9 protein-coding genes are annotated in these 13,746 nt (G+C 62.8%); 3 read left to right on the top strand and 6 right to left on the bottom strand.

Going from position 1 to position 13,746, the window contains the following annotated elements; genetic code table 11:
- Positions 1 to 44 precede the first annotated feature (44 nt).
- From PRN20_RS09595 to PRN20_RS09575, 5 genes are all read right to left on the bottom strand, one after another.
- Positions 45 to 5,003 (bottom strand): ATP-binding protein, encoded by a 4,959-nt coding sequence (locus tag PRN20_RS09595; RefSeq protein WP_273957101.1) that lies wholly within the window; start codon positions 5,001 to 5,003, stop codon positions 45 to 47.
- Positions 5,004 to 5,156: 153 nt separating this feature from the next.
- Complete coding sequence (locus PRN20_RS09590; RefSeq protein WP_273957099.1) at positions 5,157 to 6,359, bottom strand: XRE family transcriptional regulator; 1,203 nt, start codon at positions 6,357 to 6,359, stop codon at positions 5,157 to 5,159.
- Between the two features lie 31 nt (positions 6,360 to 6,390).
- A complete protein-coding gene (locus PRN20_RS09585; RefSeq protein ID WP_273957098.1) occupies positions 6,391 to 7,104 on the bottom strand; it encodes a hypothetical protein in 714 nt (237 codons plus the stop codon).
- Positions 7,105 to 7,222: 118 nt separating this feature from the next.
- A complete protein-coding gene (locus PRN20_RS09580) occupies positions 7,223 to 7,606 on the bottom strand; it encodes a hypothetical protein (protein WP_273957097.1) in 384 nt (127 codons plus the stop codon).
- Positions 7,607 to 7,614: 8 nt separating this feature from the next.
- Positions 7,615 to 10,920 (bottom strand): error-prone DNA polymerase, encoded by a 3,306-nt coding sequence (locus PRN20_RS09575; protein WP_273957096.1) that lies wholly within the window; start codon positions 10,918 to 10,920, stop codon positions 7,615 to 7,617.
- A gap of 164 nt (positions 10,921 to 11,084) precedes the next feature.
- Here PRN20_RS09575 and PRN20_RS09570 point away from each other — a divergent pair, with 164 nt between their 5' ends.
- Positions 11,085 to 11,660: a hypothetical protein gene (locus PRN20_RS09570; protein WP_273957095.1), complete on the top strand. Its 576-nt coding sequence runs from the start codon at positions 11,085 to 11,087 to the stop codon at positions 11,658 to 11,660.
- Here the strand turns inward: PRN20_RS09570 and PRN20_RS09565 are convergent.
- Positions 11,653 to 12,078 (bottom strand): hypothetical protein, encoded by a 426-nt coding sequence (locus PRN20_RS09565; protein ID WP_273957094.1) that lies wholly within the window; start codon positions 12,076 to 12,078, stop codon positions 11,653 to 11,655. The two genes, PRN20_RS09570 and PRN20_RS09565, sit on opposite strands and share 8 nt — an antisense overlap.
- A 133-nt stretch (positions 12,079 to 12,211) precedes the next feature.
- Here PRN20_RS09565 and PRN20_RS09560 point away from each other — a divergent pair, with 133 nt between their 5' ends.
- Complete coding sequence (locus PRN20_RS09560; protein ID WP_273957093.1) at positions 12,212 to 12,610, top strand: helix-turn-helix domain-containing protein; 399 nt, start codon at positions 12,212 to 12,214, stop codon at positions 12,608 to 12,610.
- Positions 12,611 to 12,784: 174 nt separating this feature from the next.
- Positions 12,785 to 13,576 (top strand): NYN domain-containing protein, encoded by a 792-nt coding sequence (locus PRN20_RS09555; RefSeq protein ID WP_273957092.1) that lies wholly within the window; start codon positions 12,785 to 12,787, stop codon positions 13,574 to 13,576.
- Positions 13,577 to 13,746 lie beyond the last annotated feature (170 nt).

The following is a 13,746-nucleotide window of genomic DNA, read 5'->3' as shown; positions in this document are numbered from 1 at the left end:
CGGTATTTTGGCGATCCATAGATAACGCAACCTCGTGGCTATCGTCAGCGAAGTAGTTCAGGAAGCTCGTAGAGCAGCTTCAACGCCTCCGGCCAACCGACGTCGGAGAACAGGCGCAAGATCTCGACAAGCGCGGAGCGGCGCGTGTCGTCCTCAAAGATTGCGCGGTGATCGGCGATATAGCGAGTGATCATCCGGACAATGACTGGGGCGGCAAGACCTTCGTGATGATAACCCTCTCGCGCGGCCGGGCCCTTAAGTAGGGCGTGAAGCGCGTCGAATACGCCGGCCGGATCGCCGGGGATCAGAAACTCGTAGAGTTCGACGAGGCGATGGTGAGTCGAAGGTTCGTGCGACGCCGCCAACAGCGCGAGCATCGGGCGATAATCTACGAGGAATCGGCGCATGGCGTCGATCGACATGAGCCCTACCGCAGCCTCGCGGTTTTCTGCATATGCCCCCGAGCCGAAGTAGAGCTGGTTCGTGAGGTGGCCGATCACGGACTCGGCAGCCTTGTAGGTGGCGGCGGCGGCATCGCGCGCGGCGCCTTCGACCGACTCGCCCGTTAACGCAGCGTGGCTGGCTTCAGCCGCCGCCGAGCACGCCTCCAGGATGACCATCGCCGCTTGCTGCGAGCGATCTGCAAGCCCAGCGTCGCGCTCCTCACCGTATGCGTAGCGGGCGAAGAAAGCGCCGCGCAGCTGCGACAGGAAGGAGGTGAAGAACTCGCGGTGCGCGGCGGGACCATCGACCCAGGCCCTTAGCCATTCAAGCGCGATGCCCTCATTCTGCCAGCACCAAAGCTGCGCGGTCAGGCCGCCCAATTGTTCGCCAACCTCGTCGCGACCGGACTTGTGGTCGCACTCGACCGCCTCACTGCGGGTCCGCACGATCTCTATGATCGCCTTGCACTTCTCGACATTGTGCCAAGTGAAGCGCGCTATGAAATAGTGCAGGTAGGCACTTAGCACTCCGAAGTGGGGCTCGTCCCGTGCGACATTCTCGGCCAACTCCCACATTTTGTCGGCTGCGATGCGGCTCAGCACCTGCAGGTTCTGCGCCACTTGAAGGCGGACCTGCGGCGTCGGATCGGCGAGGATCGCTTCGAACATGTCGACGATCTCGCCATGATCTTCGCCGAACCGGTCGGCCAGCGACGCATAAGCCTCAGCCGCGTAGACGCGGACTTCCCAGTTTCCCCAGCTCAAGCTGGAATCATCGTTCTTCTCTCCGGACTCCGGGAAGGGGCTCGCCCATAGTCGCCGCAACACGGCGAGCAGTTCCTCGATCGCCGGCATGCCATCGATTCCTGGTGCATAGGCCTTTGCACCAGCGATACGTTCGACGGCATTGCTGACATGCCCCCAGACAGGCTGCTCCACTTTCTCGTGCAGAGTCGCGGAGTGAGCGTCATAAAGCGCGATCGTCGTCGACACTTCCGCCCAAAGCCCGGCGAGCGCCGTGCCGCCACTGTCCGAGGGCGTGGCCTGCACTATCTCGTAGAGCGCCTCGGAACGAGACAACATCTGCGCGTCCACGCCTTCGTCGACATTGACGCCTTCGCCGGCGAGAAGACTGCGCGCGACGCCGCGCGACGAGCCCCAGTGCGCCGACAGCGAGCGCGTCGGCGGATTGCCGGACAGTTCGTCTGCGGCCACGAGTTCGGCGCGTAGCGCTCGCATTGTATCCGTGGCGATCGCGTCGACATCAACTAGCGACAGGAAGCGGCTCAGTGTGCCGCGCCACCGGCGCAGCTTGGCTTCGTCCGTGAACAAGCCAGGCCGCAAGGCGTCGACTTCGAACGCGGCTCGATCCTCAATCGACCGCGAAGGATAGGCGGCAACCAGAAGGCGGACAGCGTCGCGGACGATGTCGCCATGTGCCAAGATCGTGTTGCTGCTTGCGAACGGCCACAACAAGTCGGCCGTCTCACCGACGCGCTCGGCGCCGACGCCGAGTATGCGCTTCCACACCGCTGGCCCGGCATACGCGGTTGCCGCTGCATCGACTGTCGCTGCAAAGGCGGCGGGCGAGCAGCTACGCAGATGCGCGACGAGCTGTGTAAGCACATTGTCGTCCTGTGTGCCGTGGCGATCGTGATGGTCCCAGGCTCGATACTCACGATCGTGGCCGAGCAGGTCGAACGGCTCGCGTCCCGGCACCACGACCTGCTCGCGACCGTTGGCCAACTGCGTCAAGCGATCGGTATCGCCGAGCGACGCTTCCACGATTGCGCGCGTGCCGAGCGAGGGCGACAGCTCAAGCAGGCGCGTAACACTCCGGCCGAGGTTGAAGCGGCAGTGGCGATACTCCTGGCTGCGGCTAGACGAGAGCGGCAGAATACGGCTAGCGTGTCCGCCCAGGAACGACGTGCTGTCGTCGGTGATATCGCGCGAATAGAGCACCCGGTAGATTTCGATCGTGAAATCCGCGTCGGCGCGCGCGACCGGCATAATCTGCTCGGAAAGCCAGGTCGCCTCCTGGTCCGCATGGACCGAGAAATGCGGGTCGCGGAGCATCCGGTCGAGCAGCGCCCGGGACGCGGCTGGATCGGAAGCGAAGCTTTTGCCAACGAAGCGGATCGTGCTAGTCGCCGTATGCTGCATCGGCGGATCGGCCGCCCAAGCAAAGGCGAGTAGCGCACGCGCGGCACGGCCAAAAACGTCGAGTAGCGTGGGTTCGGCAAGGTCACCCTTGTCGAACAAGGTGTGGAGCAGGAAGCGCGTCGCGTCGGAAAGCTCGCGTGAGCCTTCTCGGATCGCGGCGTCGGCGACCATTGCCCAGGCGAGCGCCTCCTCTTGATGAATGCTGCCGTTGGCATCGACCGCCATGCCGACGAAGCGGGCGAGCCGGGAGAGCATCGTTGCCAGGGCCTCGCTTTTGGCACGAGCCGCGATCAGCTCGACCAGATCTGCGATATCGGCCGGCATCGCGACGCGTTCGATAGCGGTGCGCAGAGCCACGTTGGCGAGCACCGGATCGACCGCCGGATCAGCGTAGATGTCGGCGACCAGGCGCCAGACCTGCATCTTGCCTTCGGCGTCTTGGCGCCACAGCCGCTCGATCGAAAAGCGCAGTGCGGGCGAGAGCAAGAGCGCGATCGAGGTATCGCCGCCGAGCTGTTTTATGAGCCGGGTGGGATCGTCCCATTCGAGAAAGAAGCGGCCGGCGACGTGGTCGAACAGGACATGATGAGCGAAGCTGACGAGATCGCCAGACTCGGCGAGCACGCCGGCTTGAATGACTGCATCAAGTTGATCGTCTCCGACGACCACTTTGCGCACCGCGAGCCGGCGCCGCGCAACCATCGCGCCGACGGTCGCTGCCGCGGCCCGATGCGCCGGTGTGCCGATGAGCCGGCGATCCTCATAGGCGTCGATGAGGTCGGACTGAGTGGCGATGGTGCGAATGCTGTCGGGGCTCGCGCCATCGGCGAGCAGTTGCGCGGCGAGCGAGAGATTAAAGACGTTGCGCAGCAGGTCGCGCAGCTTGTCGGGTGCGGCGTCAAACAGCATGCCAAGGTCCGCGGAAGCGACGCCAGCGGCGTCGAGATCATCATCCGCGAGCCGAGGGACCTGGAAATGCCGGACATTGCTCAAACCCGCCTCCGAATAGGCCGGATCGGGTGGAGTGCCAGGCATGGCGTCGCGGAACCGCCTACCGTTGCGGAGATCGAACGTGCGAATCGAGGCGATGATGGTCCAGTTCGGTGCCGCCGCACCCACCTCCTCGATCAACTTCGCGAAGACACCTTCCGCCGGACCGCCACGGGCAGCATCCAGCGCATCGATGATGAGCAGCTTACTTCCTGAGCCCGGCGACCCGCCCAGCACCTCGGTCAGGGGATGTGCCAATCCAAGTTCGGACTGGAGATTGGCGGCGATGGCGACGCCCGGGAAGCGATCGACCGAGAGGAGCACCACCGTGTCGCCCGCCGCGCGGCGCGCCTGCGCCAGCGTGACCAGCGCACCGGTCTTGCCGGCGCCGGGCTCACCAACGACGATCAACGAGCCTGTATCGACCGCTGCGCCAAGCGGCCCGTCGCTGGCCCGCGCGATCGGAATGCCGCCAGCAATCGGCAGGCGCGTGTGTCCCACGAGGCGCGCGAGCTCCGCATCCGTCGCGGCCGACAGCCGCTCTAGATCTGCGGCGTAGTCGGCGGCGCCGACGTCATTTTGACCAAGCCGGCGGAGCTCGCGCAGCAAGCCGACACGATTCGCGGGCGCTCCGTTGCCGATCATGCCGCGGATGATGCCCTTCAATTCGCGCAATGGCGCGTCTCCAGCAGCTTCGCAGCCATAGAGCCGCGCGCCGAGCAGCCGCGAGGCTTCGCGCCAATTGTCCTCACCCTCGTTCATGGAGAAGCGCACGATGCGGAACAGCCGCGCCATCGTCGCGAGTTCGTTGTCGGTCGGCGGCGTGGGCGAGTGCGTCGCCCATGCAGTCCGCGCATGGGTCTCGAACAGATCAAGTGCCTCCCGTTCGCCCAAGGACCGCCCAGCCTTGGTGGTTGCCCAGCTGCCGCCAAGGTCGAATGCTCGGCACCCGCGCTCCAAGGCGTCGAGCGTGCGCGGCGCGTTGACCGCAACCGCCAGCACAGCGCGTGCCTTGGCCAGGTCGACCTCGAGGCCAGCGGCGCGGGCGTCGACCATAACTCGAACGAGTTGGCTGATGGTCTCACCGAGCGGGCTCTTGGGACTGGTGTCCAGTCCGGCCCTGGTCTTACTCTGCAGGTCGATGCGGCCGGCGTCGTCCTGTTCAAGGCGAATGTCGTCGAGCCCATCGCCGGTTTCGAGCTGGATCGAGACCGGCAAGGCAGTGTTGGCGAGGCCGAAGCGCCCACCGACCGGGATCCGCGCCAGCAGATGTGCGGCAAGCCAAGTGCCGACCTCGGCCTGGAAGTCCATCCCGGCTTCGGTTGCTCGCCCACCCGCGTTCATTCTAGGTGTCGACGTCTTTCTGCGCACCACTATGTTTTTCCACTCGAAGAGAACGTCGCCCAAGACATCTGCGGGACGGGCCAAGCCACAAACTAGCTACCTAAGGTGATGGTCGGGTCGACAGGCGCCAGCCCCCCGCTTGAATGCCGGCCGTGCCCGCCAGATCTTGTCCGCGACGACCGTGCGCAGAGTAGGTCGGTCGCGGGACCGCCGGGCCTAGCGAGGTCGATAGAACGTGAGTATCGACCCCTCCAACTCTGGCCTAGTACTAGAGGCACGGGTCGCATCCTGTTTGAGTTGCACGACTTGACCGATCTTGCCGGCGAACCATCCGCCAGGGAGGTTCGCCAAGGCCTCGATATCGCCGGCGGGCATCGTGAACTCCACAGCAAGCAAATCGGCTTTAGTCCGGACACCGCCATCGACGATCGCGTTTAGCGCGTCCGAAAGATTATGGGGTTCTGGGATGGCCCACTCGCGATCAAGCGGCTCCTCACGGTTCCAACCCTTTGCTGAGTAGAGCTTATAGAGATCGACTGCGTGCTCTGGCGGGATGATCTCCAAGTCGCCGAGGCGCTTTATCTGAGCCTTGACGGATACTCGCCAGCGCTCCTTGGCTGCCAAAAGAGCGGCGAGCGAAACACGCGATACTTCCAGCGGATACGTTGTCGATGGCAGAAGAAATGCGCTTGCGAGCCGAAAGGCCTGTCGTTCGATCTCCTTCAGGTCGCGCTTCAAATCACCCTCAGAAACGTCTTTGTGCAAGACCGCGTGCGCGAGCTCATGCGCCGCATCCATTTGTCGTCGAGGGAACGACATCTTGTCGGTGGCCAACAAGATGTGTGGCCTGCTCTCCGCTGACGACCAACTACAAAGTCCGTCAAGCTTTGACGTGCCCATCTCGATGGTCGAAACCACGACACCGATGCGCTCCATCAACGACACCACGTCGGTGCAAGGGCCTTCGCCCATCTTCCAATGACGGCGAAGATCTAGGGCGATGCGCTCGATGTCCTCGTCGCGAAGCTGCTTGTAGGTATGACCGTCTAGGACATCCGGGATATCGACGGCCGGGAAATCCACGTAGTGCTGCAATACAGAGGACAACTCCTGCAGCCAGCGCATCTGGGCGTGCTGATATTCCAGGTCCCTAATCAGGGTGCTCGACAACGACCGGTAAAACATCGGCCGAGGGCTAGTGAAAACGGGCCGCAGGAAGAACTCTCGGCGCACGTTCAGGACGGTTGAAAGCGCGGTCCAAGCACTTTCATCTGGGGCACTGGTCCCATCCTCCCAGCGGCCGACCGTGCTCGGGTTCATACCCAAAAGGCGGGCCAACTGAGACTTGCTGGCGACGCGGCGAGCTGCCCGCGCCTCCACTAGCCTCTCAGGAATGAAACCAGGAATACCAACACGCATAGTCAAACGGTCCTAAGTAGAAGCCAGGGGCCTATTTTTTGTCTTCTTCGCCTTCATCCTGCTGGGCAGCTTCCGGGGGCACGAACGGAATAACCTTCTTCTTGAGGGTAACGCCGGCCACGTCCGCCGGCGTCGGAGACAGGGGCGATGTTTCCGGCGCCGTCGCATCTCCAGCGCCGCGCAGGAACTGGTCGAGCGGTTCGTAGAACAAGAAGGCCGTGTATTCAGAGTTCACGACGCCGATCGCGATCTCCTCCAGAACTCCCGATCTGCTTTTGTCCCGCGAAACTAGCAGCAGCGCAAAAAAGTCTCCGATCTTCGGTCCGCCAGCGTCGAAATCGAGACGAGGGGCAAGGTGGTAGTTGAGCTTGACGCCAGCCAGGCGAGACTTGTTTTTCCCAGGAAGCAGGTGCCGGTCCGGCATCGCGGCAAGGCCAAGAATAACCCCGCCCCCGTCACCTTCGAAGCGCATGAAAGGCTGGAACACCTTCAGATCAGTGTCCGGCAGGACACCCCCATCGAGGAGCTGGCCACCGTGCAGAGCGCACACCTCCTCGAACCCTTTCTCCATCATCCGGAAACGCGCTTGACCCTCCAGCTCTCTCGCGCGCTTCCCTTGAAGCCCTGAGCCATCGCGAACCATCTCGAAGGCTTTCAAGGCCTCTGCGCGTTCACGGTCCTCCAGGTCAAGGAGGAGATCGCGGTTCAGAACGCTGTGGAGACGAGGGCTAAGCGACTCAATCATGGTCACTTCCGAGTTGTTGCGTATGACCGGATTTATGTGTCGCATTTTTGCGTAAAGCAAGAATTAACGTAGAAACATCCCGCTTATCCCGCTTCTTAGAGCTCACATTCGGAATGGCTCATCGCCGCGGCCCGAATTTGCGGACGCCTTTGCCACCTACCAGCCAGTCGTCGGGCTCCACCCAGGCCGACAATAGTGCTGGAGCGGTCAACACGCTGATTGGTGTCGCGCCACCCCCGTGTAGGCCGGTATAGGTCGCGGGTCGCGTCTTCCACCCCAGGCGGAAGGTCGGATGGAACTTGCCGCATACCGAGCAGTAAGTGTGCGCGGCCAGCTCGTGGCGGCCCGCATAGAAATCGAACTCCGATCCGAGGCGCAGTATTGCCAGTTCAATCCGGAGCGGTCCGGTGTGCGAACAGATCCAGTAGTTCGAGCAGTCGCAATCGATCACCTGATCGCTCTCCAGAAACTGCCGCAGGGTGCGGACTTCAGCCGTTGCCATGGCGTGCCTCAGTGGAAGTTGCGGCCGGATGGCAGCGCGTCGTGGACCCGCTTGCGCTCAGCCTCCAGGTCCTGCCGCTTGTCACCACCGCGAGCGCTGCCATGCGGTCCGGTCTTGCCCTCATCGGCGTTGGCGATCATGCCTTCGCCGATATCGAGGCCGCTCGCGAGATCGAGCAGCATGGGCGTCATGTCGAACACCTCGCGGGCTATGACGTGGATGACCAGCCCTTCCTTCTGCACCTCGCCGCGAACCGCCATCAGCCGCGAGCCGAGCACGATCGAGCGGTATTTCTCGAACACCTTCGGCCAGACGATGATGTTGGCCAGCCCAGTCTCGTCCTCGAGGCTGGCGAAGATGACACCGCTGGCAGTGCCCGGTCGCTGGCGCACCAGCACTACGCCGGCCACGGTAATGACGCGCCCGGCGGGAACGTCGCGTAGTCCTCCGGCAGAGACGATGTGGCGGGCCGTCAGCGTGTCGCGCAGGAAGCTGACCGGGTGTGCCTTCAGTGACAGGCTCAGCGTTCGATAGTCGTGGATCACCTGCTCGCCCGGCGGCATTGCCGGCAGGTTGGCGTCCTCCTCTTCGCGATGCTCCGGCCGCCCGGCAGCGGCGAACAAGGGAAGCATCTCGGCACCATCGCTGCCCTGCAGGCCCAAAACCGCCCACTGTGCGTCACGCCGGTTCAGGCCAAGCGAGGTGAAAGCGTCGGCATCGGCCAGCTTCTGCAGTGTGGCCGGCAGCAGCCGGGTGCGCAACCAGAGGTCCCGGACGCTGTCATAGCCACGACCGCGGCGAGCAACAATCAGGTTGGCGTCGTCATCGCTCAGGCCTTTGACAAAGCCGAGGCCGAGCCGAATGGCGTTAGTCGAGCGGATATCGTCCCGCATGCTGGCATGCTGCTGCCAGACGCGGTCGCCGCCGGGCGTGCCCGGCTCGAGCACCGACACCAGGTCGGAGTGGTTGATGTCGACGTTGCGGACCTCGACACCGTGCTCCTGCGCATCACGGACAATCTGGGACGGCGCATAAAAGCCCATGGGCTGGCTGTTCAGCAGCGCGCAGGCGAAGGCGTCTGGATAGTGGCACTTGAGCCAGCAGGAGACGTAAACCAGCAGGGCGAACGAAGCGGCATGGCTCTCCGGAAAGCCATAGCTGCCAAAACCCTCGATCTGCTTGAAGCAGGCTTCCGCAAACTCCTGCGTATAGCCGTTTCTGCGCATACCGCCGATGAAGTCAGTCTTGAACTTGCCTACGCCGCCGGTGCGCTTGAACGTCGCCATGGAGCGTCGGAGCTGGTCGGCCGCGCCCGGCGAGAAGCCGGCGCCGACAATGGCGATCTTCATTGCCTGTTCCTGGAACAGCGGGACGCCATAGGTCTTCTTCAGCACTGCTTCCAGCTCTGGGCTGGGATAGCTCACCGGCTCCAGTCCCAGCCGCCGCTTCAGGTAGGGATGGACCATGCCGCCCTGGATTGGGCCGGGCCGGACGATGGCGACCTCGATGACCAGGTCGTAGAACTTCGCCGGCTTCAGTCTGGGCAGCATCGACATCTGCGCCCGGCTCTCGATCTGGAACACGCCGATCGTGTCGGCCCGCTGGATCATGGTGTAGGTGCGCGGATCCTCCGACGGGACCGACGTCAGCGTCAGGGCGGTGCCGTAGTGGATGTGCATCAGCTCGAAAGCCCGGCGGATGCAGCTCAACATGCCGAGCGCCAGGACGTCGACCTTCAGGATGCCGAGCGCGTCGAGGTCGTCCTTGTCCCACTCGACGGTGGTGCGGTCGGCCATGGCGGCGTTCATCACCGGTATGAGGTTGTCCAGCCGATCGCGGGTGATGACGAAGCCGCCGACATGCTGGCCGAGGTGGCGTGGAAAGCCCATCAGCACGCTGACGACGGTAAGGACGTGCATCAGGGTGAGGTCGTCGGGATCGAAGCCGTTCTGCTGCAACCGTTCGGGCGTGATGCCGGTGTCGTTCCAGCCCCAGCTCATGCCGTTGAGCCGAGCGATCATGTCGTCGGATAGGCCGAAGACCTTCGAGACCTCGCGGATTGCCCCTTTCGCCCTGTAGGTAGTGACGGTCGCGGTAAGTGCGCAGCGGTGCCGGCCATACTTCTGGTAGAGGTATTGCATCACCTCTTCGCGGCGCTCGTGCTCGAAGTCCACGTCGATGTCTGGCGGCTCGTCGCGCTCGGTGGACACGAACCGCTCGAACAGCAGGTCTACCAGCATAGGGTCTACTTCGGTCACGCCGAGGCAGAAGCAGACCACGGAGTTTGCGGCCGAGCCGCGGCCCTGGCAGAGAATACCGCGTTCCTCGCGCGCAAACCGAACAAGGTCGTGCACGGTGAGGAAGTAGCTGGCATAGCGCATCTGGTCGATGAGCTGCAGCTCATGCTCCAGTCCGAGCCGCACGCGCTCCGGGACGCCGTCTGGATAGCGGCGGGCTGCACCAGCCCATGACAAGCGCTCCAGCGTCTCCTGGGCGGTCTCGCCGTTGCCAATGGTTTCTTCGGGGTAGTTATACTTCAGCTCGTCGAGCGAGAAGGCGATGCGGCTGGCGAAGCGCCCGGTCTCGGCAAGGGCTTCCGGATACGCCTCGAACAGGCGCTCCATCTCCTGAGGCGATTTGATGTGACGCTCTGCATTCTGCTGTAGACGCCTGCCGGCGGCCTCAAGCGTCATGTGCTCGCGAATGCAGGTCACCACGTCGTGCAGGATCTTCCGGTCGGGAGCGTGGAACAGCACGTCATTGGTAGCGATCATCGGCACGCCGTGACGCTGTGCCATGTCGGCGATCCGGTTAAGGCGCGCGCGATCCTGCCCCTTGAACGCGCAACTGGCGGCCAGCCATGTGCTCCCAGGAGCGAAGGTTGCAACGCGCTCCAATGTTTCTTCGCCACACTCGCTGAACTCAGCGCTCACGATGAATAGCTGTCCGTCAGCCGCAGCCCCCAGATCGGCAAGCCGGAGATGGCATTCACCCTTCAGCGCGCGGCGATTGCCGGTGGTGAGCAAGAAGCAAAGCCGGCCGTAGGCCGCCCGGTCGGTGGGATAGGCGATGATGTCCGGCGTGCCGTCGACGAAGGAGAGGCGCACGCCGACCAGGTAGCGGAAGGTCGGCATGGCTTCCCAGATTACCCGTGCGGCCACATGTCCCCGCACCACACCAGCAAAGGAGTTCCGATCGCAGATGCCGATGCCGCCGAGGTTCAGGCAGGCAGCCTGCTCCAGCAGCTCGGCGGGATGCGAGGCGCCGGACAGGAAGGTGAAATTGCTGGCGGAGATGAGCTCGACGTAGGGCATGGATGGACTCGCGAAACGAGCCATCTAGCAAAACGTGAACAAAAGAAGAACACAAGCCACTACCGGTTGTGGTTTCGGTAGTGAGCAGCGTCAATTCAGCCGCGACCGGGTGTTGCGATTGCGACCGACAGTTCCCACGTCGGGCTTGTGACATGGGGGCGTGAATGAACAACAGGCCGGAGGACCGAGCTGAGCGAGAACGTGAGCTCGGCGAGCTCGCTATGAGGAACATCGAGTGGCTGGCGTTTCCGCCGACCGAACTTGAAGCCAGAACGCTGCCAGACGTCCTGATGTTACCCCGCGTAGTCGTAACCCGACCGCCAAGGGATCAGTTGATCGCGGCGGGCATGGTCGACTATGACTGTCACCGGAACTGTGCTGCCCAAGAGCAAAATGATCATACGGGCGCCAGTCGGCACGTAGTCGGATGGTCACCCCACGCCGACGACCTGATCCTGCACTCGGTTGTGGTTATCGATGGCAAGTGGCTGTGCCTCACACCGCAGATAACGCCAGTGGCGATGCACTTCGACTTCATTCCCGACGGGAAGCTTGAATGGCGGGAGCACGCTGACGGGACGAACCGGGCATATCGCGATGGCCAGGAAATGCCGACTGCACTGAGGAGAGACCCTGGGCGACACATCCGTATGCGAGATCAGTTCATGGAACTGGTGAAAGCGGGGATGTCGCCGTTCGACGCACGGGCGGCGGTCGCGAAGGCCAATGGTGCTACCTAGCGCCCCTCGGTTCCACCGTCCTGGCTGCCGCCGCCTTTCGCACCCTACGAAGATGGTCCTCAGTCCTGATGTAGCCGAAGGGGTATCCTCGATAGGTCTTCAGGCCGGCCACGTTGAGCGCAGCAGCAAGCTCTCGAATACCTATCGTGGGGTTGAGCTGTCGCTCTCGCTCGATGACCTCGTTCACCTGCTGCAGCCTGATCCGATTGAGTTCACTACGGCGCTCGCGAGCTGAAGGCAGATGGGCTCCATGAGCACCACGTTTCTGCACAATGTCATACCCCGGTAGCAGGGCGGGCGCGAGCGTCGGGTTGGTCGCGAGCAAGTTCAGAATGATCTGCACCGCATCGTCGACGGCATCAACCGGAAGCAGATCCGAGGACTCTTGGGCAGCACAATGGGTGTCGTTCAGGCTCAATTGCAGGCACACTTCTTCGAGCGGCGCTCGATACTCAAGACAAGGACAGGGAAGCACTCGAAGCGCTCCCAACGATCCCAACACTATAAAGCAAGTGAGTGATTTAAGCACTTGTTTTTATAGGAGAAACGTCTTGTCCAAGCCTTTCGCAGGCACTCGCCTCACCGCATATCTCGCCAAGCGTATTCTCGAGCTTCGTCCCACCAAGACGCAGGCCGAGATCGCCACCCAGGCCGGCTTCATCAATGTCAACATGTTGGCGATGATCAAGGCCGGCAGCAACCGTCTCCCGATCGACCGGGTGTCTGCTCTTGCCAAGGCCTTGGAGGTCGATCCCGCCTACCTGCTGCTCCTGGCCCTCGAACAGATGGTGGGCAACACCGAGGCGCAGGCGATCGTGTCGATCCTCAGCAATGCGGTAACGCAGCACGAAATGGGGTGGGTCACCGCCATCCGGGAGGCCTCCGACATGAGCGATCCTCCGATGACCCGCCGCGCTCGCACCGCCATTTTCGGGGTGTTCGGCAAGTGAGGGAGAGGACTATCGGAACTACCATTACGGTGTCGCGAAACGAACTATTCTGGCTCGAGGTGATCCAGATGGCCTCCAATGATACGGACCCCATGCCCACGCTTGAGCGCACGCAACAGCTTCGTCTTCTCTTCTCGCGGCCTGGTCCTTCGGCCAGCTGGCACGAGGTTAGGCATGGCCGGTAAGGAATGGCTCGACTACTTCAGCCGGACAACCAGCTCCCGAAATGCACGCTGTGCCGTCCTCGTCGATGGAGACAACGTGCCTCCGCGCCTTACCGGTGCGTTGGTGCGCTATGCCTCGAGCCTCGGGCGTGTGACGTCCATTGAGGTGTTTGCGAACTTCGCAAGCAGTCATGCCGCCGGGTGGTCCGCCCAGATGAAGGAGCACGGCGTCATCGGCTTCCAGCACTATCGCACTAGCAATGGTAAGAACGCCGCCGACACCTCGCTGATAGTGCGAGCAATGGACCTGATCCATACGGAGCGTCCCGATCACTACGTGCTCATCAGCAGCGATTCCGACTTCTCGGCGCTCGCCCACCGCATTCGGCGTTCGGGCGCAACGGTGCATGGGGTCGGACACGCCAGCGCTGCTGCATCGCTGCGAGCCAGTTGCTCGTCCTTTCTTACCTTCGACGAACTGAGTTCGCTGATCCTATCGACCGGCGCTGCCGCTGGAACAGACGTCTGGAAGCGCCCGCCCAGCGATGCAGAGGATCGCGTCCTCAACGCCCTTGTCCGCCTTGGTGCTGCACGACAGTGGGTGGACATCTCGAAGCTGGGACAGGAGTTGCGAGAAGCATCACCAACGTTCGATCCGAGGTTCTATGGAAGCAGATCGCTACGTGAGCTTTGCGATGCCATCGACAGCGTCGAAGTCGACCGCGAGGAAGCAAACCCGAAAGTGCGCATCGCACTGCCGTCCAGGAATGGCTCAGTTCCTGATCAGACAACGAAGTCCTAGGAAAGGTGGGCAGACGCGACGGGGATCGAGGCTGTGTCCACCGACGTCGGGGATCCAATCCTCCTCTCCCGACGCGTGCCTCAAGTTGACACGGCGTCAACCTATTCAAGCAAAACGCCAACTTCCCGATCCGAAATGACAACTTAGGCATGATAGCCGGGCGCCCATGT

The sequence above is a fragment of the Devosia sp. ZB163 genome (genome assembly GCF_028613635.1).
Lineage (GTDB): Bacteria > Pseudomonadota > Alphaproteobacteria > Rhizobiales > Devosiaceae > Devosia_A.
This window is presented reverse-complemented; position numbering and strand designations above follow the sequence as displayed.